Origin of the sequence: Natrialba sp. PRR66, assembly GCF_034808065.1 — an archaeon.
In the GTDB taxonomy this organism is placed as follows: domain Archaea; phylum Halobacteriota; class Halobacteria; order Halobacteriales; family Natrialbaceae; genus Natrialba; species Natrialba aegyptia.
Genome location: NZ_JAXHGN010000002.1, coordinates 594,492 through 619,807 on the forward strand (window position 1 = coordinate 594,492; position 25,316 = coordinate 619,807).

The 25,316-nt window shown below is 63.2% G+C and carries 26 protein-coding genes and 1 tRNA gene; 7 read left to right on the forward strand and 20 right to left on the reverse strand.

The window, feature by feature from the left end; translation table 11 throughout:
- Positions 1-10: 10 nt before the first annotated feature.
- The 9 genes from SM755_RS09060 to SM755_RS09100 form a co-directional block, all read right to left on the reverse strand.
- Positions 11-850 carry an amino acid ABC transporter ATP-binding protein gene (locus SM755_RS09060; RefSeq protein WP_006666091.1) on the reverse strand — a complete coding sequence of 280 codons (840 nt, stop codon included), beginning with the start codon at positions 848-850 and terminating at the stop codon, positions 11-13.
- 2 nt (positions 851-852) lie between these two features.
- The gene (locus SM755_RS09065) at positions 853-1,602 is read right to left on the reverse strand and encodes an ABC transporter permease (protein ID WP_006666090.1); all 750 of its coding nucleotides are present in this window, start codon (positions 1,600-1,602) and stop codon (positions 853-855) included.
- 97 nt (positions 1,603-1,699) lie between these two features.
- Positions 1,700-2,632, reverse strand: coding sequence for a substrate-binding domain-containing protein (locus SM755_RS09070; protein WP_323172370.1), 933 nt, complete (start codon positions 2,630-2,632; stop codon positions 1,700-1,702).
- 381 nt (positions 2,633-3,013) lie between these two features.
- Positions 3,014-4,081 carry a zinc-dependent alcohol dehydrogenase family protein gene (locus SM755_RS09075; protein WP_323172371.1) on the reverse strand — a complete coding sequence of 356 codons (1,068 nt, stop codon included), beginning with the start codon at positions 4,079-4,081 and terminating at the stop codon, positions 3,014-3,016.
- Positions 4,082-4,199: 118 nt separating this feature from the next.
- Positions 4,200-5,753, reverse strand: coding sequence for an aldehyde dehydrogenase family protein (locus SM755_RS09080; RefSeq protein WP_323172372.1), 1,554 nt, complete (start codon positions 5,751-5,753; stop codon positions 4,200-4,202).
- Positions 5,754-5,987: 234 nt separating this feature from the next.
- Positions 5,988-6,293 carry a 2Fe-2S iron-sulfur cluster-binding protein gene (locus SM755_RS09085; RefSeq protein ID WP_323172373.1) on the reverse strand — a complete coding sequence of 102 codons (306 nt, stop codon included), beginning with the start codon at positions 6,291-6,293 and terminating at the stop codon, positions 5,988-5,990.
- A gap of 6 nt (positions 6,294-6,299) precedes the next feature.
- Positions 6,300-6,650 (reverse strand): hypothetical protein, encoded by a 351-nt coding sequence (locus tag SM755_RS09090; protein ID WP_323172374.1) that lies wholly within the window; start codon positions 6,648-6,650, stop codon positions 6,300-6,302.
- Between the two features lies 1 nt (position 6,651).
- A complete protein-coding gene (locus tag SM755_RS09095; protein ID WP_323172375.1) occupies positions 6,652-7,710 on the reverse strand; it encodes a ribonucleotide-diphosphate reductase subunit beta in 1,059 nt (352 codons plus the stop codon).
- Positions 7,711-7,903: 193 nt separating this feature from the next.
- A complete protein-coding gene (locus SM755_RS09100; RefSeq protein ID WP_323172376.1) occupies positions 7,904-8,647 on the reverse strand; it encodes a sterol carrier protein in 744 nt (247 codons plus the stop codon).
- Between the two features lie 214 nt (positions 8,648-8,861).
- Here SM755_RS09100 and SM755_RS09105 point away from each other — a divergent pair, with 214 nt between their 5' ends.
- Entirely contained in the window at positions 8,862-9,590 is a 729-nt protein-coding gene (locus SM755_RS09105) for an SCP2 sterol-binding domain-containing protein (protein WP_323172377.1), read from the forward strand.
- A gap of 22 nt (positions 9,591-9,612) precedes the next feature.
- Here SM755_RS09105 and SM755_RS09110 read toward each other — a convergent pair whose 3' ends face one another.
- Complete coding sequence (locus tag SM755_RS09110) at positions 9,613-10,269, reverse strand: hypothetical protein (protein ID WP_323172378.1); 657 nt, start codon at positions 10,267-10,269, stop codon at positions 9,613-9,615.
- Positions 10,270-10,502: 233 nt separating this feature from the next.
- On the opposite strand from SM755_RS09110, the gene SM755_RS09115 reads away from it, so the two are divergent.
- Entirely contained in the window at positions 10,503-10,760 is a 258-nt protein-coding gene (locus SM755_RS09115; RefSeq protein ID WP_006666080.1) for a PRC-barrel domain-containing protein, read from the forward strand.
- Positions 10,761-10,888: 128 nt separating this feature from the next.
- Here the strand turns inward: SM755_RS09115 and SM755_RS09120 are convergent, their stop codons facing one another.
- From SM755_RS09120 to SM755_RS09135, 4 genes are all read right to left on the reverse strand, one after another.
- Positions 10,889-12,094, reverse strand: a complete 1,206-nt coding sequence (locus SM755_RS09120; protein ID WP_323172379.1) for an acyl-CoA dehydrogenase family protein — start codon at positions 12,092-12,094, stop codon at positions 10,889-10,891.
- The gene (locus SM755_RS09125; protein ID WP_323172380.1) at positions 12,095-12,673 is read right to left on the reverse strand and encodes an SCP2 sterol-binding domain-containing protein; all 579 of its coding nucleotides are present in this window, start codon (positions 12,671-12,673) and stop codon (positions 12,095-12,097) included.
- A gap of 126 nt (positions 12,674-12,799) precedes the next feature.
- Positions 12,800-13,945: an acyltransferase gene (locus SM755_RS09130; protein WP_323172381.1), complete on the reverse strand. Its 1,146-nt coding sequence runs from the start codon at positions 13,943-13,945 to the stop codon at positions 12,800-12,802.
- 283 nt (positions 13,946-14,228) lie between these two features.
- A complete protein-coding gene (locus SM755_RS09135) occupies positions 14,229-15,917 on the reverse strand; it encodes an AMP-binding protein (protein ID WP_006666075.1) in 1,689 nt (562 codons plus the stop codon).
- A gap of 205 nt (positions 15,918-16,122) precedes the next feature.
- Here SM755_RS09135 and SM755_RS09140 point away from each other — a divergent pair, with 205 nt between their 5' ends.
- Positions 16,123-16,899, forward strand: coding sequence for an SDR family NAD(P)-dependent oxidoreductase (locus SM755_RS09140; RefSeq protein WP_006666074.1), 777 nt, complete (start codon positions 16,123-16,125; stop codon positions 16,897-16,899).
- Positions 16,900-16,951: 52 nt separating this feature from the next.
- On the opposite strand, the gene SM755_RS09145 is transcribed toward SM755_RS09140, so the two are convergent.
- Together SM755_RS09145 and SM755_RS09150 are read right to left on the reverse strand one after the other, a co-directional pair.
- Positions 16,952-17,602, reverse strand: a complete 651-nt coding sequence (locus tag SM755_RS09145; protein WP_006666073.1) for a helix-turn-helix domain-containing protein — start codon at positions 17,600-17,602, stop codon at positions 16,952-16,954.
- A 175-nt stretch (positions 17,603-17,777) separates the two neighbouring features.
- On the reverse strand, positions 17,778-18,629 hold the full coding sequence (locus SM755_RS09150) for a methyltransferase domain-containing protein (RefSeq protein WP_323172382.1): 852 nt from the start codon (positions 18,627-18,629) through the stop codon (positions 17,778-17,780).
- Positions 18,630-18,968: 339 nt separating this feature from the next.
- Between SM755_RS09150 and SM755_RS09155 the strand changes: the two genes are divergently transcribed.
- From SM755_RS09155 to SM755_RS09170, 4 genes are all read left to right on the forward strand, one after another.
- Positions 18,969-19,586, forward strand: coding sequence for a DUF6230 family protein (locus SM755_RS09155; RefSeq protein ID WP_006666071.1), 618 nt, complete (start codon positions 18,969-18,971; stop codon positions 19,584-19,586).
- A 6-nt stretch (positions 19,587-19,592) separates the two neighbouring features.
- Positions 19,593-20,162 (forward strand): DUF6114 domain-containing protein, encoded by a 570-nt coding sequence (locus SM755_RS09160; RefSeq protein ID WP_323172383.1) that lies wholly within the window; start codon positions 19,593-19,595, stop codon positions 20,160-20,162.
- A 95-nt stretch (positions 20,163-20,257) separates the two neighbouring features.
- Positions 20,258-21,568, forward strand: a complete 1,311-nt coding sequence (locus tag SM755_RS09165; protein ID WP_323172384.1) for a hypothetical protein — start codon at positions 20,258-20,260, stop codon at positions 21,566-21,568.
- Positions 21,569-21,654: 86 nt separating this feature from the next.
- Positions 21,655-22,113, forward strand: coding sequence for a hypothetical protein (locus SM755_RS09170; RefSeq protein WP_323172385.1), 459 nt, complete (start codon positions 21,655-21,657; stop codon positions 22,111-22,113).
- A gap of 23 nt (positions 22,114-22,136) precedes the next feature.
- Here SM755_RS09170 and SM755_RS09175 read toward each other — a convergent pair whose 3' ends face one another.
- The 4 genes from SM755_RS09175 to SM755_RS09190 all read right to left on the reverse strand — a co-directional run bounded on the left by SM755_RS09175 (position 22,137) and on the right by SM755_RS09190 (position 25,271).
- On the reverse strand, positions 22,137-22,967 hold the full coding sequence (locus SM755_RS09175; RefSeq protein ID WP_323172604.1) for a methyltransferase domain-containing protein: 831 nt from the start codon (positions 22,965-22,967) through the stop codon (positions 22,137-22,139).
- Positions 22,968-23,143: 176 nt separating this feature from the next.
- Entirely contained in the window at positions 23,144-24,013 is an 870-nt protein-coding gene (locus tag SM755_RS09180; protein ID WP_323172605.1) for a deoxyribonuclease IV, read from the reverse strand.
- Between the two features lie 233 nt (positions 24,014-24,246).
- Positions 24,247-25,083 (reverse strand): biotin/lipoate A/B protein ligase family protein, encoded by an 837-nt coding sequence (locus SM755_RS09185; RefSeq protein ID WP_323172386.1) that lies wholly within the window; start codon positions 25,081-25,083, stop codon positions 24,247-24,249.
- A gap of 113 nt (positions 25,084-25,196) precedes the next feature.
- A tRNA-Glu gene (locus SM755_RS09190) sits at positions 25,197-25,271 on the reverse strand.
- Between the last annotated feature and the right edge of the window lie 45 nt (positions 25,272-25,316).

The following is a 25,316-nucleotide window of genomic DNA, read 5'->3' on the forward strand; positions in this document are numbered from 1 at the left end:
TACGGAGCCATCAGTAAATCAACTCCCCGTCGATGAACTTCCGCGTCCGTGGGTCCTCCGGGTCTTCGAACATCGTCTTCGTCTCGCCGACCTCGATGATCCCGTCGCCGAGCAACACCGCAACCCGGTCGGCGACGCGCCGGGCCTGGTTCATGTCGTGTGTCGCGATCGCCACGCCGATCCCGCGCTCGCTCGCCTCGCGGACCGCATCCTCGATGACCGCCGTATTCCGCGGGTCGAGATCCGACGTGGGTTCGTCGAGCAAGAGCACGTCGGGATCGAACGCCAGCGCCCGTGCAAACGCGACGCGCTGGGCCTCTCCACCCGAGAGCGAACTCGCGTGCCGGTCGAGTTCGTCCGAGAGGCCGACCACGTCGAGCGCCTCGATCGCCTCGCCGGTGCCGTCGCGCAGCCCGACGAGGTCGGCGAACTCGCGGCGAAGGCGGTCGATCCAGGACTGGCGGACGTGCAGGCCGTACTCGGCGTTACGTCGCACGCTCGCGTCGAAGAGGCTGGCGTCCTGGAACACCATGCCGATCCGCCGGCGGAAGGCGAGGCGCTGTTGGGTCGTGATTTCCCAGACGTCGGTCCCGTCGTACTCCAGTGTCCCGTCGCGGGGCTGCTCGAACAGCGCAAGGAGACGCAAGAGCGTCGTCTTGCCGACGCCGGACGGGCCGATGATCGCGACGACCTCGCCGGCGTCGATCGACAGCGAGACACTCTCGAGGACGGTTTCGGAGCCGTAGCCGTGCTGGATGTCGACGGCCCGGAGCGTCGGTGTTGTGGACGGTGGCGCATCCGTCGGCCGAGTTGAACTCGCGTCTTTTGTGGCCGTTGCAGGGTCGTCCATCGTCATCGGTATCCTCCGTTGGTGCCCCCGAGGCGGATCACGAGCGCGTTGACGAGCAAGACGAGGACGACGAGAATCGCGCCGAGGAGAAACGCCGTATCGAACTGGCCGTTCCGGGCCTCGACGCGGATCGCCGTCGTAAGCGTCCGCGTGTAGGACTCGCCGTCCGATCCGACGATGTTGCCGCCCACGATGAGGACGCTGCCGATCTCGCTGATCGCCCGGCCGAATCCGGCGAGGACGGCGGTGACGAGACCGTACCGGGCCTCTTTGATCGTGACGAGCGCGACATCGAGGCGCGTCCCGCCCATCGCGAAGGCCGCATCACGGACCTGCTGGTCGACGCTCGAGACGGCGGCGAGACTCACGCCCATGATGACCGGCGTCGCGAGGACCAGCTGGGACAGGATCATCGCCTCGGTCGTGAAGATCAGATCGAGCGGGCCGAGCGGCCCCTGATTGGAGACGAGAAACAGGACGGAAAGCCCCACGACGACGCTCGGAAAGCCCATTCCGGTCGTGATGACCGACCGCAGAAAGCCCTTGCCGCGGAACTCGGTAAAGCCGAGCACGAGCGCGACGGGGATGCTCAGGAGGGTACTCAGGGCGACGGCGACGAGACTGACGTAGAGCGAGACCTCGATGATGCTCCTGATGTAGATCCACTCGAAGGGGAACTCGGACTGGAGCGGGGCGATCGTCCCCAAGTGGAAGTGAGACAGTCGAACGAGGCAGTCGCTACAGCCGGCCATCGATGCGGCGCTCGTCCGGGTAATACTCACGGTCGGATCACCGAATTCGTCCTCGGTTGTCGTCTCATTGTTCGGTCACGCGTTATCACCACGTCGATTACGTCTCGTCGTCGCTTTGCCACCCCTCGGGGACGTACTGCTGGAAGTTCGGGTCCTCGCTTAACGCATCGGGGTAGAACAACTGCTCGCCGTTTGCCGTATACTCCTCGATGATCGACTGCGCCTCGGGGCTCGTCACGTAGCCGATGTACGCCATCGCCAGCGTGTACTCGACGTTGTCGTGGATCTCGGGATTGACCGCGACGATCCCGTACGGGTTCGAGAGCAGTTCCGGCCCGCCCTCGATCGGCCCCTGCACGTGAATCTCGAGATCGAGATCACTGCGCATCGAGAGGAAGGTCCCTCTGTCCGACAGCGTATAGGTCCCATCCAGGTTCGCCTGGTTCAACGCATCACCCATGCCGGATCCGATACTGCGATACCACTCGCCCGAGGGCTCCCCGAGCGACGTTTCGCCCCAGAGTTCCTGTTCTTTCGTGTACGTCCCCGAATTATCGCCGCGGGACACGAACGTCGAACCGGTGTCGGCGATCGCTTCGAACGCCTCGACGACCGACTCGCTGCCGTTGATTTCGGCCGGATCGTCGGACGGCCCGACGACGACGAAATCGTTGAACATCAGATCGCGCCGGTTCACGCCGTAACCGTCCTCCATGAACTCGTCCTCGAGCGAGCGGGCATGGACCATCACCACGTCGGAATCGCCGCGGCGCGCCGTCTCGATGGCGTTTCCGGTCCCCTGTGGAACCGCCTCGACCGTAACCCCGTAGTGCTCCTCGAACGGCGGGTTGAGTTCGGTGAGCAGTCCCGAATCTTCGGTGCTGGTTGTCGTGGTAAGTGTGAGCGACGTGCCGCTCACGTCCGGCATACCGTCGCCTTCGTCCGATCCACCGTTCCCGAGACAGCCCGCACTGCCGACGGCGAGGCCACCCCCGACTGTCGCGATGAACGCTCGGCGTTGTATCGACATCGATATATCGTTATCATCCGGTGTGCAAATAGCTATGGGGAGATCGTAACCAGAAACCGTTACAATTCTCCGGACCGGCGACCGAACGTCTCTCTGTATGACGTTCTGAAATCGACCGTCTGCCGACAGTAATCGCCGGCCGGTTCACTGCAGCGTGAACGCGGGAAGGTTCGTGACTGGAACTGTGGTTGTGAGTATATTCCCGATTCGAATCGCCACATACGGACGGCGGTAGGAGATATCGCGCCGTCTGATTCCCGTGGTGGGATTCCCGCGTCTTTAGGCGCGGGAGCAGGTCAACCAGCGTTGGTTCGCGGTTCGGTCGCACCATCGCCTCGCTTCGACGGCCGTTCGTCCGTCGGTACGCCGGCGGTCCGCGATCTAGAACTCGGTACAGACCGGGATGCCCAGGGTGTCGTACTCGCCGAGGCGGTCCATCACGTCGGGCACGTCCTCGAGCGAACAGGTTTCCGTGACGATCGTTCCCGGATCGATCGTCCCGGCCGTCATCATCCGGAAGATTTCGTCGTACTCGTTCGGCGGCATACCGTACGAGCCGTAGAACTCGCGTTCGTCGGTGACCATCGTATCGATCGGCACAGCGATTTCGCCGGCCTCGTCAGACGTCGTCATCCCGATCTGGAGGTGCTGGCCGCCCTTCCCGAGCGAGTTCACCGAGTTCTGAACCGTCTCCGCGACGCCGAGCGCGTCGACCGAGACGGCGACGCCGCGACTTCGCTCGGTGTAGGCTTTCACGGCCTGCGGAACGTCGTCGACGGCCGTCGCGTCGACGGTCTCGACGGCACCGACTTCCTCGGCCATGGCGAGTTTGTCGGCGGCGATGTCGACGGCGATCACGTTCGCGCCGAGCGCGCTCGCGACGTGGATCGCGGAGAGTCCGACGCCGCCGCAGCCGTGGACCGCAACCCAGTCGCCGGCGGTGACGTCCACGCGGTGAACGACGCCGTGGAAGGCGGTGGCGAACCGACAGCCAAGTCCCGCGACTTCCGCGGGGTCGACCGCGTCGGGTACCTGAACGAGGTTCTGATCGGCGTTTCGAACCGGGTACTCCTCGGCGAAGGCACCCTGCTGGAACGGGACGAATCCCATCGGCACGGACCGCTCGCAGATGTTCGCCCGTCCCGCTCGACAGTGCGGACACGTCCCGTCGCTCAGGTTGAACGGATTCGTCACGCGGTCGCCCTCACTGACGCGGTCGACGTTCTCGCCGACCTCGACGACGCGACCGACGGGTTCGTGGCCGAATATCAATCCCGGCGACGGAACCAGTCCGATCCAGTCCCAGTCGCCCTGCCAGGCGTGCCAGTCGCTGCGACAGATGCCGCAGGCCTCGGTCTCGACGACGACGCCGTCCGCCTCGCACTCCGGCCGATCGACGTTTTCAACCGCGAGCGGTTCGTCCACGCCCTGGAACACGACTGCTTTCATAGCCGGTCACACGAGGCCCGTGCTCATAAAATTAATTATCGATCATTATGTAATGGCCGGGGCTATCGACGCATCGTAACCGCATCATCCGAGGCGGGTCGCCGACCGCTACGCTCGGTCAACCCATCTTCGGAACACCGCCCAGATTCACCTTCACCGTCTTCACCTGCGAGTACTCCGCGAGCGCCTCTTCGGCGAGTTCACGTCCCGTCCCGCTTTCCTTGTAGCCGCCGTGGGGTGCCGGATCGAAGAGGTCGTTGTAGGTGTTGATCCAGACCGTCCCCGCCTCGAGTTCGGCGGCGAACTCGTGGGCGGTTCGGAGGTCTTCGGTCCAGACGCCCGCAGCGAGGCCGTAGGACGTGTCGTTCGCCCGGCGACGGACGTTCTCGCGGTCGCGCCACTCGAAAACGGAGAGTACGGGGCCGAACACCTCCTCGCAGCCGATGCGGTCGTCGTCGCCGACGTCGGTCAGCACCGTCGGCCGGACGAAGGGCGCTCCCTCGAGTTCACCCTCGACCCCGTCGGTCCCGCCGGTGGCTATCGTTGCGCCCTCGGCGACGGCCGTCTCGACGAAATCGCGAACGCGCTCCCGGTGGGCGTGGTCGATCATCGGCCCGATGTCCGTCGCGGGGGCGAGCGGATCGCCGACGGTGAGGCCGTCGACGGCATCGCGAAGGCGTTCGATGAACTCGGCGGCGATGTCTTCGTGGAGGTACAGCCGCGAGCCGGCGGTACACTGCTGACCGGAGTTGAAGAAGATACTCACGAGCGTTCCCTCGATCGCCTGCTCGAGATCGGCGTCGGGGAAGACGATGTTCGGGCTTTTGCCGCCGAGTTCGAGCGAGGTCGGCGTGATCGTCTGTGCGGCGTTCTCGAGGGTTGCGACGCCCGCCGCGCGCGAGCCGGTCAGACTCAGTTTGTCGATGCCCTCGTGGGAGGTCATCGCTGCCCCGACCGCGTCGCCGGTGCCGGTAACGACGTTGACGGTCCCCGGCGGCAGCACTCGGTCGCAGATTCGCGCGACCGCGAGCGAGGAAAGCGTGGCTCGCTCGGAGGGCTTGAAGACGACCGCGTTGCCGGCCGCAAGCGCCGGACCGAGCTTCCACGCGACGAACATCGCGGGGAAGTTCCACGCGGAGATCGCGCCGACGACGCCGTATGGCTCCCGATGCGTGAAGACGCGTTTTTCGTCGCCGGTCGGCACGACGCGCCCGTCGTCGGTCGAGCGCGCGAGCGCCGCGAAGTGGCGGAACTGTTCGATCAGCACCTCGCAGTCGACGAACAGCGCGTGGAGGTTCGGCTTCCCGGTCTCGAGGCTGTCGAGTTTCGCGATTTCCGTCGTCCGGTCTGCAAGCCGGTCCGCGATCTCCCCGAGGCGGTCGGCCCGTTGTCGGGGCGTGAGCTGTCCCCAGCTTCCTTCGACGGCTGCCCGTGCGGCCTCGACGGCCCGGTCTACGTCCTCGGGGGTGCCGCTCTGTACGGTCGCGAGTTCAGCGCCCGTCGTCGCGTCGATGGCGACGCCGTCCTCGCCCGCCGCGGCGTCGATCCACTCGCCGTCGATCAGGTGCCCGTACCGCTCGCGCGAGACGACCGTCTCGGCCGCGGCCCGGTGGCGCTCGCGGACGGCGTCGCTCACCTCGTAGCGCGTCCGGTCGTAAAACTGCTCCTGCATCGACGATCACCGGCCCTCCGGCGCGCGGCGGCCGCGGATCGGTGCCGGTTCGAGCGCGGTGATTGCCCAGCGTTCGGTTCGTGGTGGCTGTGTGAGAATCACATGCATCTATAGACAAGCCATCGTCGCTCCTGCTCGTCAGCGTGATCCCTCGGAAACGCGGGTACCTTTAAACGGCGGTCGACCGTGTCACTGCACCCCACCGATCCGATCTCCCGGAAAGCAAAAGACGGCTCACAGCGCGTCGAGACCGAGCAACTCGTTCTGGACGCGCTCACCAACCCGGATCTCGCAGTCCGCTCGCGGGGACGAACAACACAGCAGCACGTAGCCGTCGGCCTCCTGGCCCGGCGTGAGCGCCGTCCCGTCGCCGTCGAGGTCGCCCGCGAGCAGTTCGCCGGCACACGAGGTGCACATGCCGTTCCGACAGGAGTGGGGCAGTTCGAGGCCGGCCCGCTCGGCCGCATCGAGGACGAACTCGTCGGGGGCGACCTCGATCGTCTCCGTCCCGTCCTCGAAATGAAACGTGATCTCGTACATCTCCGGTTAGATCCGCTGGCGAAGCTTGTACAGTTCCAGCGCCTCCAGGCGCGGATCGCCGGTCCCCACCTCGTCGTGTTCGAGACTGGTGCCGCTGATACTCTCGTTGAACGAGGTGCTGACGCCCTCGTCCTCGAACGTCGAATCCATGATGTAAGCGACGTTCTCGCGGACCTCGTCGGCGCTCTGGCCGAGTTCGGCGGCGGCGTCCTCGATCGCCTCAGCAACCTCCTCCTCCGCGGCGGTGAACTCGGCTCCGCGCGCGAGTTCGGTGAGTTCGGTCGGGTCGGCGTCCGCGTCGGTCGCAGTGGCGGCTGGCGTATCAGTCGCGTTCGTGGGGTCCGTGTCGTCCGTCATGTTATCGCCCTCCGTCAGCCGCGGCTTCGACGCCGCGCTTTCGCTGGTACAGGTCCCGATACGTCCGGACCGCGTCGTCGATGTCTTTCTCGAGACACTCCTGGTGGCGGTCGGCGACGCGGCCGACGACGGTCCGGTGGTCCATGTCGAGATCGAGCGCTTCGTTGAACTGGCCGTCGATGAGGTGGCCGACCCGCAACAGGAGGTCGTTAAAGTTGATTTCGAGGGGATCGTCGACGGCGTCCGTGAACATGTAGCCGAAGTCCGCGACCGCCGGGACGTTCTCGTACAGCACGTCGACGATCGCCTGGCTGACACCCTGGAACTCGGGTTCCCCGGCGCGTTCTTTCGCGATCAGTTCGGAGAGCGCTTCGACGCCGTGGGTCATGTGCCGGCCCTCGTCGGTGCTGATGAACTTGAACCCGTGGTTCAAAAGCGGCAGCGGCGCGTTCTGTGAGAGTTTGTTGATCGAGTAGAAGCCGCCGCGAGCGAGCAGTCCCTCGACGATCATGTGGTAGACCGTCAGCGCCTTCGCGATGTCGACCGGGTCCCTCGAGTGGGCGGCCCTGGCCGTGAGTTGGCCCTGCCGATCGAAGATCTCGCCGAGGCCGGTCGCCTGCACGATCGGGATCCGAGCGCCGCCGCGCTTCGGGTTAAGGTCGGCGAACACGTCCTGTTCGCCCATCACCTCGTGCATGTACACGTCGAGGAACTGCGTGTGCTTGTGCTCGGTCAGGGTGAACATCGTCATGTACATCTCCATCTCCTCGTTGTCGTCGAAACACGGCGCGCCCGCGATGCGCTGGAGATGGTGACTCGCGTCTTCGCCGACGGCGAACTCGCCGTCGAGAAACCCCGACAACAGGTATCGGATCTGTTTTTGCTCGCCGGGTTCGAGCGACGACCAGATCTCTCGGTCCTCCTCGAAACCGACCTCGTCGAACAGTTTTTCGACGTTCCACGTCCCGAGTTCGACCCCTTTCTGGAAGAGGTCGTACCACTTACTCGAGGTATCGATCCGTTCGGCCTGGAATCCAGACTGTGTGGTAGCTTGTGGCACATGAACGCTTCGCCGCAGTTGTCAATGAGCGTACCCGCTCGAATACGCGGGAGTTAAAGTCGCCGGTCTGCGGCTCTTCCGCCTCGCTCGACTGGGCGAGGGCTGTCACTCGTGCGGTGAGGGCTATGCGCACGAAGAGACCGGGCGGGACACACGACGGCGCGATACGCCACGGCCCGCCGCTTAGAGCCGCTCAGAACAGGTATCGCGCGTCGGTCTCGCCGGCGACATCGCCCATCGCCGCCGCCGCATCGCCGTAGTGAAGCACTCGCGTCACGTCCCCGTCGAGTTCCATCTCGTTCGACATCACCGACTCGATCACGTCGGCACCCGCGACGAGTTCGGTCCAGATCTCGTAGGGGGCTTCGAGTTCGAATCCCGGGTCCCGGGCCGACGGGTCGGCGACGAGTTCCGCTCGCTCGCAGTCACCGTCTTCGAGCGAGAGATGGGCGTACACCGTTGACCCCGCCGACCCGTCGACGACGTACGCCTCCAGTTGTGCGAGCAGTGACTCGAGGTCACCCCGGATATGCGTCTCGAGCGCCGGCCAGACGACGGTCGGCACGTCGGCGAGCGCGACGGTCGAGAGCGCCCGTCGGAATCGAACTCGTTCGTTTTCCTCTTCATCCGCACCCTCGCTCTCGCCCGTTCCGTCGACGGCGGCGAATCGCTCGTCGAACGCCGGCGTCGCCGTCTCCCGTAACCGATCGAACTCGTCGGCGGAGAGCGCGTCGATCCGGTCGAATAGCTCGGCTGTCAACGCGTCGGGAAGGTCGCCGAGCGTCGTCTGTTCGAGGGGAAGGTGCGTCAGGACGAAGCAAAAGTCGCCGTCGAAGTCGACGCCCCATCCCTCGCTCGCCGCCGCGTAGGCGTCGTTTTCGGCGAGGTTCCTGCGGTAACTCTCGAGCCATTCTTCGGACGGAAACCAGTCAACCATGCGTGTACGCACTGCAGTCGATCGCTTCAGCGTTCGTCCGCGAATCCGAGGGAGTATATACCGGTCTCCCGGGCACTGGCCTCGCGATGAGAGCAGCGAACGAAGTCTACAGCCACCGCCCGTGATAAACTCCCTCGCATCCCCGGAGAAATCACAACAAGAGTTCACAATGAGCACAGTTCTAGATCGGGTCCACCGTGGCCCGGAAACCCAGATGAGCACGCAACAACGCCGACCGATCGAACAGTACTTCCCGACGGAGCCGTGGCTCGAGCAGTACCGCGCGGCGATCGACGAAAACGACGCCTACGCCGACCACTCGGCCGGCTGGGGCGTCGACTTCGACGGCTCGTTCGTCTTCCAGATCGAGGCCGTTCCGCTCGACTCCACGACGGTCGCCGACCTCCCGTCCGAACTCGTCGAGGCGGTCGAGAACGACCTCTCCGCGCTCTCCGACGACCGATTCGAAGCGGTTCTCGAGAAAGCGCCGGCAGCTGATCGCGAGCGTATCGAGTCCCGCAACGGTTCGATCGAGGAGCGCGTTACCGCCGAGGTTCGGGAAACGACGATGGCGGGGCTTCCCGATCGTACCTGGCCGGCGCTCCGGACGGAACTGCCGACCATCCTCGACGAACTGATAACCCAACTCGAGGAGAACGTGGCCGACGACGGCACGATCTACGCGTATCTCGAACTCTACGACGGCGAGTGCGAATCGGTGGACACGATGCTCGACCTCGACGACCGAGAGCACGGCTTTCGGCTCATCGGCGACTACGACACCTGGACTGACCTCGTCCGCGGCGAGGGCGACGTCATCAACATGTTGATGTCCGGCGAGTTCGAGATCGACGGCGACATGCAGAAGATCCTGCAGTACTCCGACGCGGCGGTCGATCTCGCGGAGATTGCCGCCGACGTCGACACGCGATTCATCTTCTGAACCGAGTCCCCGTTCCGCGCGTTCAGGACTCGAGAATCAACCCGTACACCAGCCCGAGCATCCCCCCGTAAATCGCCCACGCGAGGACGCCGACGACGCCGGCGACCGTGGCGTTCGAAAACGGCGTCGAGACGCCCATCGCGGCCGGCAGCCAGCCCGGGACGAGGAACAGGACACCGACCGCACCCACGACGATCCCGTATCCGTTCCCGAGCGCGAACGTCGTCGTCGCGAGTGCGGATCGCTTGAGAAGCGGCGTGAGGAGCCGCCGCAGGGGCTCGTTACGGCTCGAGAGCGCCATCACCGTCCCGACGAACGAATCGATCGACCGCGAGACGACCAGGCTAAACGGAAGCGCGAACAGCACGCCCAGCGCGAACATCGCGATCCAACCGCCGTCTAACGTCGGCGAGCCGAAGCCTCCGCCGACCCGTCTGATCGCATCAGTATCGTACAGCTGGAGCACCAGCGCCGCCTGAAATCCGCCCGCGAGACCACCCGCGACGGCAGCCTCGATCTCCCGCACGCTGAACTCGAGGGACGCGAGCCACTCGTCGATCGAGTTCAGGACAATGCGATACGGCGGCTCCACAGCGTCGGTCGAGGCGGTCGGGGCGGTCGTATCGGCGTTAGAACTCGATCCGGCGTCGTGACCGGCACTGGTGTCTCCATCTGCCATACCCTGCTATCGTGTTTGACGGTACCGCGCCTCAGTATTGTTCCGCGTATCCGGGGTCGTTTATACGGTGCAGTCCGGTTCCGGATCGGCCCAAAACGTGTCGATCGGCGATTCTCACACCGGGTCGCCCGCACTGGTTCGATAGCTTGCCGGACGGCTTCGACCGTCGGACAACCGCGAGTGCCGGCCCACGACCGCAATCGTTTACTATCGGGATGTGGGCCCGAGAAGGTATGGACGAACTATTCGCACAGGACCTCGGCGGAAAGACCATCGTCGGAACCGACGGCACCGCGTTCGGCACGCTCCACACCATTACGATCGAACCCAAGTCCGGCGCGCTCCGCGATCTCGTCGTCGATCCCGGCGACCACTCCCCCTCGTCGATCACGCCTCGCACCGACGACGACCGGCTGCGAATCCCCGTCAGCCGGATCAAGCGAGTGAGCGACCAAATCGTCGTCCGCCCCGATGACGACCGCGGGCGGTGACGGGGGATTGACGACGATCATACTGCCGGACAAAAGTCAGTGAACACTCGATCGCGTCTCACGGATCGTCGCTTGTGGCGACGACCGTTCGAATGCGACCGACGTGTGAATAGTTTTGTCCGGCAGTATCAGTACGCGCTCATTCCGGTCAGTTCCTTGCCGACGATGAGCTTCTGGATCTCGGTCGTTCCGTCCGGGATCGTCATCACCCGGGCGTCGCGGTAGTACCGCTCCATCCGGTTTTCGAGATCGAGCCCCGCGGCACCGAGAACCTGGAGCGCGTCGCTCGTCGCTTCGATCGACTGCTCGCAGGCGTAGCCCTTTGCGAGCGACGAGAGCAGTCGGGCGTCGGAGTCGCCATCGACGAGCGCTTCGGCGGCACGCCGCGAGATGCCTCTCGAGGCTTCGATCGCCGCCCGAACGTCATAGAGTTTCTCCTGTACCAACTGGTGCTGCGCGATCGGGTCGCCGAACGTCTCCCGATCCTGGGCGTAGGCGAGCGCGTCGTCGAACGCGGCCTGCATGATCCCGACGGCCATGAACGCCATTCCCGTCCGCATGAACGAGAACATCACGTTCAACGGCTTGTGCTCGAAGAAGAGTTGACTGACGCTCTCCGGGAACGGGACGATTTCGGAGATGTCGTGGCCGTCGGCGATGGCGTCGCCGAAGATCGTCGAGAACCGATTCTCGATCGGGATGCGGACATCGTCGAAGACCATGCGGCCGTTCGGGACGCCCTTCCAGCCCAGTTTGTTCATCTCCTCGGTCTCGAAGTCGGCGTTTGCCCGGTCGACCAGGAACATGTCCTGGACGTCCTCGGAGGCGTCGCGAGCGATAACAAGCGCGACGTCGGCGATCTGGGCGTTTCCGACCCAGACTTTCTCGCCGTTCAGCACGAACTCCTCGCCGTCCTTGCGCGCGACGGTGTTCGGGTGGGCCGTATCGCTGCCGCCTTCGGGTTCGGTCACCGCAAGACAGCCGATACACCGATTCTCTTCGAGTTTCGGGAGCATCGCCTGTCGTGTCTCGTCGGCCGCAAACCGGACGAACAGCGCCGGAAACGACATCTGCAGAGCGACGTTCAGACTCGGCCAGACGCGGCTGATTTCCTCCGAAGCGATGACGAACCGCCAGACATCCCCGAAGTATCGGTGAACCGTATCCGGTGTAAAGCCGATCCCGAGTTCTTCCAGATCCTCGAGGTAGCCCACGAGTTCGTCTCGGGTCATCGGCCCGTTACGATCCGCCTCGTCGACGATCGGCTCGATTTCAGTCTCGAGGTACGTTCGGAGGTCGTCGCGAAACGCCGTCTGGTCGTCGGTCAGGCGCATTTATGACTCCGCGGATGCGGGAACCTGGTCGGACAGCGAGTTCATGATCGGTGCGAGGCGGGTGCCCTTGTGGACCGGGCCGTCCATCTGGTACTGCTGTTGCATGAACCCCTGAATCGGATCGACACGGCCGACGATGAGCCCGACGAGCGTGTCCGCCGGGCCGGTGATCTCGAGCATTGGGTCGTCGAGCGTGCCCGCGCCGCCGGTCATCGTCTGTTCGGTCCCGTCGACCTCGAGGTGGCCAGCCATCGGGCAGTCGTCGGCTTCGAAGGTGACGGTGATGTCGTCGTCGATGCTTTCTTTCACCTCGGGTGAACTCTCGACGAGGACGTTCATGCCGGCCCAGAGCAGTTCCTGGAACTGGTCTGCAGTTTCGGGGTTCTCGGAGACGAACGACGCGATGTCCATCGTCTCCATTCGCGCTACCACGCGGCCGAACGTCTCTGGGTGCTCGCGGACAAGATCCTCGGTCTGGCCTTCCATCCGGCCGAGCAGTTCCGGGAGGTCGCCCTCGAGTTCGTCGTCGGATTGCTCGAGCGATTCGTCGATGTCCTGAATCAGGTCGGTGTCGGTCATGGGTATCGATTCGGGCTCACCGCGCGGATGAGTCCCGCTGGTAGTGAATAGGGAACACCCGACGAACAGTGTGATCCGTGGAATGCGCGGACATTTATAACGGTCCGTGCGACGGTCGGCGAGCGGTCAGTTGTTTCGGGAGCGACTGTCGCCGGACGGGGGTCGGAGATCGTACTTCCAAAGCCAGTCCGTCCCCGGCAGGTGGCTCCCGCCGACCTCGACGACCCCGTGTTTGGTCGCGAGGAGGTAGACGAACAGGGCCCCGAAGAACGTCGCCGGCGTCAACACGAGGTGCCACCACAGCGACGATTCGATCTCGTACCCGTTTGCGACGAGCAGTTCGCCGACCGTTTCCAGCGCGAACAACACCGCGGGATGAACGACGTAGACGCCGACGGCGTACTTTCCCCACGACGGCAACGAGGTCGACTTCCCGAGGGACGGCCGCGAGAGGAGAAAGGCGAACAACGAGAGCGTGACAAGTACGGTGACGACCGAGTAACTGGCTGTGTAGACGCCGTGTGCGAACGTCTCGTCGCCCACGACGTACCCCAGGACGTAGCGTTCGCCGACGTGGAGCACACTAAAGAGGACAGTCGCCCCGAGATAGCACCTGCTCCGCTCGGGGGCCGGCTGCCAGTCTCGCGAGGCGATGTAATACCCGAGACTCGTATAAAAGAACCCGAAGAACAACGCATCCCTGATCTCGAACGGCACGTCCACGAACATCGTATAGCTCGCCCCGAGCAGTCCGACGACGTGGAACGTGACCGAGATCGGCAACAGGTACGACGTTTTGTCCGCGAGCACGAACAGACAGATCAATCCGAGCGAAACCAGAAGCGCCGGCAGAAACCACAGGATCTCCGACACGGAATTGCCGTAGTAGAACAACGCCACCGGCGACGTGAACTCGAACAGTTTGCCGACGACGCTGGTCGCGACGGCGCGATTTTCGATGGTAGCACGAACGCCGGACCCCACGAGAAAAACGGGCATCGAAAGCGCCAGTCCAAAGACGTAAATAGAAGCGATCGTCGTCGCTCGTTTAACGAAGTAGCTGACGGGATCGCGATTCGCCGTCTTCCGGGCGAAAAAGTACCCCGACGTCACGAAGAAAAACGGGACTGCGAATCGCGCCGAGCTGTCGATCACGAAATTTATCATATTTCCATACATAGTAATATTCCTGAATGGATCTGTATGAATAGCGACAACGAACAGCATCGTAATTATCCGCATCGAATCGATACTATAGATTCGTTCGCCCATAACCCGGCCAACCACATTTCTACCTATGATCCTTTTGCCTCAGGTAAACGGTTCGTCGACTTGTAATTTTGTCATCTATAGAATCATTCTGTGTATATTAAAGATATATGATATTCACCATGGCAGCTGCATCATGCGACAAACCGATTACTGAACTCGACTCGAGTTCAGCACGAATCGAGAGCAGTCGCTGAGACGGACTGCTGGCAATCAGTTTCGGCACATCCACGACCCGGTCCAGGGTTGTGTCGGGAAACCGGGACAGCAGATCGACTGAAACGACTCAGGTGTCTGCTTCGGCTGCTGTGCCCTCCCGAAGCGCCTGCTTGTCCGTCTTTCCGATATCAGTGAGCGGGATCGACTCGACGAACGTCACCGTCGACGGGAGGGCCTGTCGTGGCACCGTACCCTCGAGATGGTCGCGAACGTCCTGTTCGGTTACGTCCGCATCCGGTTCCGATTCGATGAAGATGTGGACGCGCTCGCTGCCCGGCCGCTCCGGATCGGGGACGCCGACCGTGGCCGGTCGTTCGACGCCCTCGAGACCGTAGAGGATCTCGTCGACTTCCTCGGAGTAGACCTTCAACCCCGAGACGTTGATCATGTTCTTGATGCGGTCGACGACGTAGAATCGACCGCTTGCGTCGACTTTCGCGATGTCTCCCGTGGCGACGTATCCCTCCTCGTCGAACGGGTCTCTCTCCTCGTCGAGATATCCGGCCATCCGTTGTGGCCCCTTCACGAGGAGTTCGCCCTCGAGTTCGTCGTCGACGGCGCGGTCGATCGGAATCGCCTCGCCGGAGTCGATATCGCGGAGTTTGACGCTCGTATCGGGGACCGGAATTCCGATGGTCGGATGGTCCAACCCGTCCTCGCTCTCACCGCCGGCGAGGAGTTCGTAGAGCCCGTGTACGTCGAAGTGGGTGATCGGGGACATCTCCGAGAGGCCGTAGCCCTGGGACACGCCGCCGGCCTCGCGTTCGAACTGCGACTTCGTCTCGACCGCGAGGGGAGCGGAGCCGGAGATGCCGACGACCGAGGAGGCGACCTCCTCGTCGACCAATTCCATGAACTGGGTCGGCACGCCGAGCATGAGCAGCGGTTCGTGGCGCTCGACCAGGTCGCGCATCTGCACCGTATCCCTGGCGTCGGGAACGACCAGCATGTCGAGGCCGAGTTCGAGCAGGCTGTTCGTGATCGAGTAGCCGTAGGCGTGATACATCGGCAGCGCCATCACGGCCGCCTCGCTGCCGCGCATCGCCGCTGCCAACTGGGACTGCACGGCGACGCCCTGGAGCGCGTTCGCCACCAGATTCCGGTGGGTCAGCAGACACCCCTTCGGCAAGCCGGTCGTCCCGCCCGTAAACAACAGCGTGTGCACGTCCGTTTCGACGCTGAACTCGACGGTGGGCGGGTCCGGTTCCGTCGCGTCGATGACCGGGCGGAGCCATTCGGCTCCGTCGATCGTCTCTCGCTCGCCCTCGTCCGGCGGGTCCGCCGAGTAGTCCTCGAGCGACGTGAGGAGCACGTGCTCGAGTTCGAGTTCAGTTTGGAGCGACCGGATGAGATCGAGGTGTTTGTCGTGGCCGATCAGTACGTCGGGATCGCCTTGCTCGAGTCGGTAGACGAGGTCGTCCTCGGCGTCGAGGAAGTCGTTCGGGATGTGGACGCCGCCGGCCCGCGAGATGGCGTTGGTGGCGACGACGAACTGGACGGATGTCGGGAGGATCGTTGCGACTCTGTGACCCTTCTCGATGCCGCGCTGGCGCAGCGCCGTCGCCAGTCGGTCGACGTCCTCGCGGATGTCGGGGTAGGGGAATCGTTGGCCTAACTGGACGATTCCCTGCGCTGGATGCTCCTCTGCAGCGTCGTACAGGAACTGATGAACCGGTTCGTCGGGATAGGGTTCGAGCGATTCGGGGATGCCGAACCGTTCGTACGCCGCCGTCCAGGGTGTCGCGTCTCGGGACATTCGGTCACGCTATCACCCCTGCGTTGCTAAAGCGTACTCGCTGGGATACGCGGTCGTTGAAGACCGAAGCGGGACACGGCCGCGGTCGGATAGTCGTGCGAGGATCCGTAGCCGATCGACTGCTCGGTACCGGCCTCTCCACTGATATAAATCGCCTGCGATCCGTCGAAAAACGCCCTTCGTCGTTGCCGGTGGTGCTCACCGTATGGATTTCGGACTGGACGAGAAGACCGCTCTCGTGACGGGAGCGGGCGGACGCATCGGCAGCGTCGACTGCGAAACACTCGCCGCGGAAGGGGCAGAGGTGATTGCGCTGGACGTCGACACCGACGCGGCGCAGACCGTCGTCGACGACATCGAAGACGCCGGCGGGACGGCGCGCACGCTCGAGTGCGACCTGACCGATCGCGACGCGGTCGCGGAGACGATTTCGGCGGTCGACGAGGACACTGGCGGGATCGACGTGCTGATCAACAACGCGGGACTGGTCGACGCCCGCGACAAGGTCGAGGACTTCGACGACGAGATCTGGGACCGCGACGTGGCGGTCAACCTGACGGGAACCTACAACGTCACCCGCGCCGTCTATCCGGGGATGAAAGAGCGCGGATGGGGCCGCATCGTCACCATGTCCTCGGTCGCCGGCTGGCACGGCGGCTTCGGACAGGCGTCGTACTCGGCGACGAAGTCGGCGCTGATCGGCTTCGGCAAGACGCTTGCCTTAGAGGGCGCACAGCACGGTATTACGAGTAATGTCGTCGCCCCGAGTATCGTCGTCGGCGCGCTCGCAGATCTGCCCCTCGAGCAGCTCGAACAGGTCGACGAACACTTCGCTCGAATCGCCGAGGCAACCCCGATGCGACGACTCGGCCGGGAGGAAGACGTCGCGAACCTGATCGCGTACCTCTGCTCGGAGCAGGCCGATTACGTCACCGGACAGGTCGTCGGCGTCACCGGCGGTGTCGACCTCTTTACGTTCTGAGAGAGAGAGAGAGAGTGAGAGCGTTGACGCCGCGTCGCGTCGAGTTCAGCCATCACGGAACGATCTGAGCCAGCAGTTTCGCCTCGATCTTTCGCAGGTGCCCCCCAACCGTTCCGCCAGTACAGCCGAGTTCGTCGCCGATATCCGCGTGAGTCACCTCGCGCGGCACGTTGTAGTAGCCCATATCGACTGCGGTCTCGAGAATCTCCTGCTGTCGCTCGGTGAGCTGTGAAAACAGCCGATCCGTGTTCGGCTCGTAGGTCCCCGTCTTGAGGAGTTTGATCCGAATCCCGTCGGGAACGTCCGGAATCGCCTGCTGAAAGCTCCCCACGTCGCCGATCATCGTCACGCGCAATCCCCCGCGTCGCGTGTACTCCAGGGGCGTATCGAAGATGAACTCGAACTCGCGGAACATGCTCAAGAGCCCGACGAGCCTGTCGTGGGCTTCGACGTGGATGTAGGCGTGGATCGCGTCGTCCGCCTCCGAAAGATGGTACATGCGAACCATCGTTGAATCCGTCAGAATCGACTCGAGCGCCGCTGCATCACCGGACAGTTGATAGAGCGTGACGATCGTATCGTCGGCGAGGAGATTGACGTTGTGGAGGAGTTCACGCGCGATATCGGGATGATCTGCAATCTGCTGATCGACGGGGTGTAACCCCTCGTTGTCCGGGATAACGATGCACTTTGCGTATCTCATCTCGTGAGAATCACCTCACTGTGAACATACTTCTTGGTATCGTCTGACAGAGTTGGTGACATCCAGGGTTTCGAATACGACTCGAACGCGGGACTGGAAGCGGAACGGACACCACTCATCGGCCGGCGGTTTCCGTCCCGAACTCGACGGGTTTGCATCGGCGAGACCACCGCCATCACGCCGGCAACTCCGCAGTGAAGTCACCGTGCACTGCGAGTCCGCGGTCGAGAACGTCGTACTGGTGGTAAAGCGTTACCCCCTGTTTGACCGACGAATCACTTTTTACACCCAGCGCGGAAGCAGCCTTGAGAAGCGGCGTGACTGCGCGCGAGAGCCACCGTTGACGGCGTGACGACGGCATAATCCGGTCGTAGTGGTCGTCGAACGTCACGTTCGTAAAGCCGGCCGCTTCGAGTTCAGTTCTGAACTCGCTGACGTGTGCGAGTTCGGGAACGGCCCACCCGTCGAGTACCGTTCGGACCGTCTCTTTTTCCGGTGCCGTCAGCGCCGTTCGGCTCATGTAGCCGTCGGAGAGCAGCACGCGCCCGCCCGGCGCGAGGACGCGGCGGATTTCCTCGAGTACGCGGTCCTTTTGCGCGGAGTGACAGACCGTTTCGATACCGGAGATCGCGTCGAACGTGTCGTCGGGGTACGGAATGTCGTGATAGGTGCCGACGCTGAACGCGGTCGATGCCGCCACGTCGCGTTCGCGAGCGTTCGCCCGAGCGTCGCGAACGTGAGACGGGTCGATATCGATGCCGTGAACGTCGGCGTCGCGTTCGGCCGCGATGTGGATCGGCAATCCGCCGCGCCCGGTCCCGATGTCCAGTATCGTATCCGTCTCGTCGGCATCGAGTTTGTCGGCGTAGACGCTGTTCGAGTTCCTCATGGCTTCCCGATGGCTCGTGTGCGCGTCGTCGTAGAAGCCGTAGTGCAGGTTGACCTCACTCCAGAAAAACCGATACTCCCACGCGGTCTCGTTGTAGAACGAGACTATATCAGTAGTACTGAACGATTTCGGTTGCACACCCCGACACGCACCGGTGTGGCCGATAGTATTTCTCCCGCGTTTCCGCGTGTCTTTATACGTGTCCCGTGCTGACTGTCTCGGTCTTCGAACAGTAGTCAAAACGCCGACAGAATCACTCACACTGGCAGTATCGAGACGAACAGTACTGTGGCCTATTGCGGCCGGAATATAAATGACACCGTATACGAGGAGGAAAAATGATTACAAATCATGTTGGGTGTGTGCTTGTGACATCCAACAACCACCGGCAACGCGGACGAACTGTAAACGACGGCACGGGACGGTCCCTGCTCGACGGCGAAGGGGGACCGAACAGCACCGGAGGAGGTGCCTAACATGTACAACAAGAAACGGCTGCTGACCGGCACGGGTGCGTCGTTTCTCGCTGTTGCGTTCGTCGCGATCATCGTGCTGTCATCGGGGACGGCCTACGCCGCGCCGTTGGCCGCCGGCGGCTTTACCGTTGAGGCCGACGAGATCAGATCCGACGAGTTCCTCCTCTACCCTGGCGTCGGGGAGAGTAGCGAGGCACAGGCGACGCCCGTCGTCGTCGTCGAACAGCGAGGCGTCGAAATCGATGGCCTGGTGCTGACGAAAGAGCAGTCCGTCGATAACCTGCCCGGGATCGACGGGACGATCGAGATCTCCTTTACCACGGATGAAACCGTCGAAGCGGACGAACAGTACATCAAGTTGACCGGGCTGAGCGCGGAGGAGGCGACGTTCAACGGTCAGGTGATCAACGACCAGTACAGCGACGATCCGAACCAGCAGTTCCAGCAGGCAGCTGGAGAGAACGCCGAACCCGAAGAGGGCCTGCTCACCGACGTAAGCGGTGACGCGCCCGGAATGGTGCAAGAAGATGTCGAGATCGAGATGGTGTATCTCGCATCGAACGAGATCAGCCTGCCCGGTCTCGATGTCGATGTCGAGTACACGGACGAAGAGACGTGATCACCCATGGCAACCAAATCTAGCTACGACGACTCCACGAATACGACTGGACGGATCAAACGGCGCTGGGATCGATTTACCGCCTGGCGGCTCCGGCGACCGTTCCTGGGTGGGCTCCTGTTATGTCTGGCCGGGATCATCATCACCTGGGTCCCGATGCAAATCCTGCCGGACCTTCTCTTCGTCGGCGGCGAGCTGACCGGCTTTCTCGCCATCGGCGTCGCGTTCGGCGTGTTGGTGTTCCTGACGGGCGTCTTCGCGCTGTACAAACCGGCCCACTCCGACGTGATCGGCGTCATTGGCATCGCCCTGTCGATTCTCTCGCTGGTCGGCTCGCTCGGCGGGTTACTGTTCGGGCTCCTATTCGGCATCCTCGGCGGTAACCTCTGTCTCGCGTGGAAACCCGACGAAGACCGCGTCCCCGACCACGTCACTGAACCGAGCCCCGTCGACAACGCTGTCGCGGGTGTTCGCAACCGGCTCCAGCGCGTCGTCGGTCCGATCGTACGCAGACTCCGTGACCGTCTCGCGGCCGCGACCGAGACCGGGTCCGCAGAACACGGAAACGACCGATGAGTGAGAGCCATCGCCGCGGCACAACACGCGCCACCGAGCACCGAACCCGCGAGACGATCATCGCGAGAGAACACTGAGACGTGAGCTGACATGCTATGACTCGAACGACGTCCCTCCTCGTCGTCGCACTCGTCGTCCTCGCCAGCATCATCTCGGGAATCGGTACCCTTCCCGTGGCCGCCCAGGAGACGAACGACGGCACCGTCACGGTGGAACTGGGATCGATCGAGGACGCAACCGTTTGCGCCCAGCAACTCACCTCCGGCACCAACGAACTCCTCGTTCGGAACGGGAGTTACGACAACACCACCGTCTACCTCGGCGAGAACAGACGCGTCGAACTCGAACAGACCCGGCCGGATGCAACGATGCTGCTCCGTACCGAACACCAGAGCGAGGCACTAGACAACCTTTCCGCGGCCGGCGACTGTCTCCCCACCGAGGAGACGAATCTGACGATCACCGCTACGTCGATTACGACGCAGGGCCTGTCGGTCAACGGCTACTCGATCGAAGTCGGACCGGACAACGAGACGCCCGGAGCCGACGGATTCGGTGAACTCGATCTCGGGTCCCTTGAGCAGGACGACGACTCGAACGGTACCGACGACACTAACTCCTCGAACGACTCCAACGACTCCAACAACTCCAACGAGAGCGACGACGAAAGTGACGAATCCCGGCCTGATGACAACGACCGAGATACTGACACCCGGAACGATTCCGGAGACGATACCGACGACTCGGACCAAGAAGACGAATCGAACGACGGGGACGATACGCCGACCAATGACGATGAAACCGGATCAGACGACGGTGACGGGAACGACACCGGCGAAAACGAAGGTGAGGACGAGAGTGGAGACGAGGGTGAAGACGAGACCGAAAACGAACACGAGAACGACGACCAGAACGACACCGAAACCGATCCGGTCACCGACCCCGCCAACGAAACGCTCAACCACACCGAAGAGACGGCAGCGGACACACTCAATCACACCGAGGAAACGGTCGAGAACACCCTCAACCACACCGAAGAAACGACCGAGGAGACGCTCAACCACACCGAAGAGACGACCGAAAACACACTCGATCACACCGAAGAAACAGTCGAGGGAACGCTCGACCACACCGAGAACACCACTTCCGACGTAACGCAGACGATCGCCGAGAACCCGAACGAAACGGACGACCAACTCGAAGAATCCCTCGCAGAAACCGGTGCGCACCTCGAAGAGACGATAACCGAAACCGGAGATCACATCAACGAAACGGTCGTGGACACCGGCGAGCACCTCGAAGAAACGAGCAACGAGACGGGCGACCACATCGAGGAAACAGCCACCAACAGCACCGAGTTCCTCCGGGAAACAACCGAAGAAACGACCGGGCTCCTCGCCCCGTGATCCGGAGTGTATGTGTCGAATCGATCACGAATCGTCACACTGCGAGGGCGATGACGACCACCGACGATGAGTAGGAAACACCGACCATGAGTGAAGATGACTCGTCCACCGCCACGGCTTCGGCGTTCCGCGCTGAACTCGACGTACAGATCCTGCTCGCAGCCGTCATCGCCGGCGTTCTCGTCGACCTCACCGCGCTGTTGGTGCCGTTGCTCGGCCGCCTCGGTGGCGGCGTCGTCGCCGGATTCGTCGCCGCATACGCCACCGGACGGATCGTCTCTGGACTCATTCACGCGATACTCGCGAGTTCACTCGTTGGCATTGCTGCAGGAACGGTGACGGGAACGCTCGGTGCCGTCCTCGGATTGTACAACGAGCCGCCGCTGCTGGTGTTCGGTTCGATCGGCCCCGTGAGTCCGATGGTTTCGGGGCTCGGATTCGCGAGTATCGTCCTGCTCGCACTCCTCTTTTCGCTCTTGACCGTCGCCGACGGCGTGCTTGGCGGCGTTGTCGGCGGTGGGCTCCGGACGCTGCTGCCCCGGTGACGGTCAGGATCGCGGTCGCGGTCTCAGCCCCGATTGTGGGTGCGGGTGTCGGCACCGTCGGAGAGCCGTCCAACCGTCACGAAGAACGGGACGGCTTCCGCTCGGCGATACTCTCTCTCTTCCATCTGATCGATCACGTCCCGTCCCATCGACCGCCATTCGCTTCGCAATTCGTCGTATTCCGCCGCCGTCAACGGTCCATCGAGCATCGTTTCCCGGTCATCGGCTAACCCCGCTCCAGTCGCCTTCCGACGCGCAGCACGCACTGCACCGTCGCTATAGGGTGGTTCGATCGTCCGAACGTGATCGTATCGGCGCGTCTCGAGAACCTCGAGTGCCGCGTCGTCGAAGGCCTCGCGGGCGTCGGCACCGAGCGCAACGTCAGTGTCGATCCCGTCGAGGTAGGCGTCCCTGGCGCGTCGCTCGAGTGCGCCCTCCGCACGGACGCTCGATTCGATCTCGACGGCCTCGTTGTTCGGTTCGACGGCCGCGACGAGGTCCGTCGAGACACGGGCGAACTCATCGAGCGCAGCTGCGGGATCGGGCAGATTGATCAACAGCGCCTGACAGACGACGAGATCGAAGGCGTCGTCGGGGAACGGCAACCGATGGGCGTCCCCAGCGACCGCCGGAACGAACTCGCCGGCAGCCCGAAGCAGTTCGGAATCGGCGTCACAGCCGATCACCGCACCAGGCGACTCCGCCGCGAGAACGCGGCTCAGTTCCCCCGTACCACAGCCGACGTCGAGGATCCGCTCGCGCGAGTCGAGTTCGAGCGGGGAAAGCGCCGCCCGGGAATCGTCCCACATGCCGGCCCGGGTCCGTCGCAGATAGTCTTCGGAGAACTCGCGCACGAGCCCCGGTAGGCCGCTTGGGGGTAAAAGCAGGTCGATTTTGGCGACGAGGCCGGGAACGTGGCTTACACTGTCGGACAACAGTCAGCGAACACTCGATCGCACTCGAACGGTCGTCGCCACAAGCGACGATCCGTGAGATGCGATCGACGTGCGAATAGTTTTGTCCGGCAGTATCAGTCGTCGCGCAGTTCTTTTACTTTCTGGATGTTCCAGGCGAAGCCGCGGCCGTTCTCCGTCGGAGTTTCGAGCGCGAAGGGCAGGTCGCGCAGGTCGGGGTGGTTAACGATCGCCCGCATCCCGTCTTCGCCGATATAGCCCTCCCCGATGAGGGCGTGCTCGTCCTTGTGCGTGCCAACGTCGTGCTTCGAGTCGTTCAGGTGGATGTACTGCAGGTACTCGAGACCGACCTCGTCGTCGAACCGGGAGACCGTTTCGTCCACGGCGTCGGGCGTCGTGAGATCGTTCCCCGCGACGAGCGTGTGGGCGGTATCGATGCAGATGCCGATGTCCGTCTCGGTCCGGTCGATGATGCCCGCGAGATGAGCGAACTCGCCGCCGAGTTTGGTACCGCTGCCGGCGTCGGACTCGATGAGGATCTGCACGCCGTCGGGAACGTCGAGTTCGTCGATGAGGCTCGCGGCGTTGTCCAGGCCACCCTCGACGCCGGCTCCGGTGTGGGCACCGAGGTGGACGTTGACGTACGGAATTCCCAATCGGGAAGCGGCGTCGAGTTCAGCCTGCATGCTCTCTTTCGATTTCCGGCGGAGGTCGTCCTTGGGGGTACAGAGGTTGACGAGGTAGGCCGAGTGGATGACCCACGGCCCCTCGAGTCGGTCGTCGCTTTCCGCCCGGAATCCGTCGGCAGCCTCGTCGCTGATTTCTGGCTGTTGCCAGACCTGCGGCGAGGTCGTAAAGATCTGGCCGCAGTTCCCGCCGAAGGCGAGCTGTCGGTGGACGGCATTGCGAACGTCGTCGTACGGCGGTGTTTCGTCGTCGGAGGAGACGCGCGAGCCGGAGATCGAAACGTGTGCGCCGACCTTCATGGTCATGGATTCTCGTCAGTACCGGTCCGTGATATGTATACCGGACCAGTGCGGACGGGGCCATCGCTCGGAAGTCAGCGATCGAAGATTTTCGAGTTGCGACTCGAGTGGCGGATAGGGCGACCGGAGTCCGGGTGTCTATCGGAGCACGTCCCGCTGGTCCGACGATCGCAGCTGAACTCTGCAAGTAACCGTCTGGAAAGCGGTCCGTATCGGGTGATTCATCGGCGCGTTCAGCGCTCTGGCGCGTCTGGAGCTTGCCGATTTCGAATCCAGGGGTCGGCTCCGTACTTCCGCGCTGCGAGTTCGCGAGCGTCCTCGAGTTCGCCCTTGCGCCACCCGCCGTTTGCAGCGTCACACCAGTCACCGAGCGCTGCGGAAAGCGTCTCGACCGCCTCCTCACGATCGATACCAGCCTCTTGGCGGATACTCGTCACCCGGTCGGTGAACGTCTCCGTCTCGAGTTCGGTATCGAACGCACCGACGTGCCGGGTGGGCTCGCGGTCGTAGCTCAGCGACCCGTGCTGGATGACGACGTCGCGCTGGCGGTACTGGGCGTTGCCGCTGATCTTTCGCGCCCGTGTGGCGTCGCTCGCTGGGGCGACGATGTCGTGTGCCGGATTGATATCTCGCAGATAGCACGACGGTTTGTAAATCGACGACTGCTCGGTGCCGGCGAAATCGGCGTCGACGCCCATTCGCTCGAAGGCGTCGAGGATCGGCTCACAAAACAGCGCGTAGCAGTCCATCAGGTCCCCCGGGACCTCGTCAGCCGGCGCGACGATCGTATAGGAAATATCAGCGTGCCGGTCGTGATAGATGCCGCCGCCGCCGGTCTGCCGACGAGTCACGTCGATTCCGTTACGCTCGCAGAACTCCCAGTCGACCGTTTCCGCCTCCTGTCGGTATCCGAGCGAGAGCGTGCTGGGTTCCCACGAATAAACGCGCACCGTTCGAACGCCGTCTTCGATCGCTGTCCGGGCGGCGATCTCCTCGAGAGCCATCTGGGTCGGGCCATCGCGGACCTCGTCCGTTATGAGCCGCCACTCGCGGTCGGTAAGCGCTGTCATACGCGGTCACAGAACGGCATAACGGAAAGCGATTCCGCAGTTACTCGATCGATGTGTGGCTGTCGGACTGTACTACCCTACTGATGACGTAAAACCACGAAAATACGTCGGGATGCTCCGACGGGGATTCGAACCCCGGTCATTGCCTCGAGAGGGCAATATGATTGGCCGGACTACACTATCGGAGCACGTCGCGGTTCGTCGCGAGTGCATCCTGACGTAGCGCAGTACGA

Excerpts from the sequence above, each read along its gene's own strand:
- SM755_RS09060 (WP_006666091.1), bottom strand. The coding sequence starts at position 850 with ATGGACGACCCTGCAACGGCCACAAAAGACGCGAGTTCAACTCGGCCG.
- SM755_RS09065 (WP_006666090.1), bottom strand. The coding sequence starts at position 1,602 with ATGGCCGGCTGTAGCGACTGCCTCGTTCGACTGTCTCACTTCCACTTG.
- SM755_RS09070 (WP_323172370.1), bottom strand. The coding sequence starts at position 2,632 with ATGTCGATACAACGCCGAGCGTTCATCGCGACAGTCGGGGGTGGCCTC.
- SM755_RS09075 (WP_323172371.1), bottom strand. The coding sequence starts at position 4,081 with ATGAAAGCAGTCGTGTTCCAGGGCGTGGACGAACCGCTCGCGGTTGAA.
- SM755_RS09080 (WP_323172372.1), bottom strand. The coding sequence starts at position 5,753 with ATGCAGGAGCAGTTTTACGACCGGACGCGCTACGAGGTGAGCGACGCC.
- SM755_RS09085 (WP_323172373.1), bottom strand. The coding sequence starts at position 6,293 with ATGTACGAGATCACGTTTCATTTCGAGGACGGGACGGAGACGATCGAG.
- SM755_RS09090 (WP_323172374.1), bottom strand. The coding sequence starts at position 6,650 with ATGACGGACGACACGGACCCCACGAACGCGACTGATACGCCAGCCGCC.
- SM755_RS09100 (WP_323172376.1), bottom strand. The coding sequence starts at position 8,647 with ATGGTTGACTGGTTTCCGTCCGAAGAATGGCTCGAGAGTTACCGCAGG.
- SM755_RS09105 (WP_323172377.1), top strand. The coding sequence starts at position 8,862 with ATGAGCACGCAACAACGCCGACCGATCGAACAGTACTTCCCGACGGAG.
- SM755_RS09110 (WP_323172378.1), bottom strand. The coding sequence starts at position 10,269 with ATGGCAGATGGAGACACCAGTGCCGGTCACGACGCCGGATCGAGTTCT.
- SM755_RS09115 (WP_006666080.1), top strand. The coding sequence starts at position 10,503 with ATGGACGAACTATTCGCACAGGACCTCGGCGGAAAGACCATCGTCGGA.
- SM755_RS09120 (WP_323172379.1), bottom strand. The coding sequence starts at position 12,094 with ATGCGCCTGACCGACGACCAGACGGCGTTTCGCGACGACCTCCGAACG.
- SM755_RS09125 (WP_323172380.1), bottom strand. The coding sequence starts at position 12,673 with ATGACCGACACCGACCTGATTCAGGACATCGACGAATCGCTCGAGCAA.
- SM755_RS09130 (WP_323172381.1), bottom strand. The coding sequence starts at position 13,945 with ATGGGCGAACGAATCTATAGTATCGATTCGATGCGGATAATTACGATG.
- SM755_RS09135 (WP_006666075.1), bottom strand. The coding sequence starts at position 15,917 with ATGTCCCGAGACGCGACACCCTGGACGGCGGCGTACGAACGGTTCGGC.
- SM755_RS09140 (WP_006666074.1), top strand. The coding sequence starts at position 16,123 with ATGGATTTCGGACTGGACGAGAAGACCGCTCTCGTGACGGGAGCGGGC.
- SM755_RS09145 (WP_006666073.1), bottom strand. The coding sequence starts at position 17,602 with ATGAGATACGCAAAGTGCATCGTTATCCCGGACAACGAGGGGTTACAC.
- SM755_RS09155 (WP_006666071.1), top strand. The coding sequence starts at position 18,969 with ATGTACAACAAGAAACGGCTGCTGACCGGCACGGGTGCGTCGTTTCTC.
- SM755_RS09160 (WP_323172383.1), top strand. The coding sequence starts at position 19,593 with ATGGCAACCAAATCTAGCTACGACGACTCCACGAATACGACTGGACGG.
- SM755_RS09165 (WP_323172384.1), top strand. The coding sequence starts at position 20,258 with ATGACTCGAACGACGTCCCTCCTCGTCGTCGCACTCGTCGTCCTCGCC.
- SM755_RS09170 (WP_323172385.1), top strand. The coding sequence starts at position 21,655 with ATGAGTGAAGATGACTCGTCCACCGCCACGGCTTCGGCGTTCCGCGCT.
- SM755_RS09180 (WP_323172605.1), bottom strand. The coding sequence starts at position 24,013 with ATGAAGGTCGGCGCACACGTTTCGATCTCCGGCTCGCGCGTCTCCTCC.
- SM755_RS09185 (WP_323172386.1), bottom strand. The coding sequence starts at position 25,083 with ATGACAGCGCTTACCGACCGCGAGTGGCGGCTCATAACGGACGAGGTC.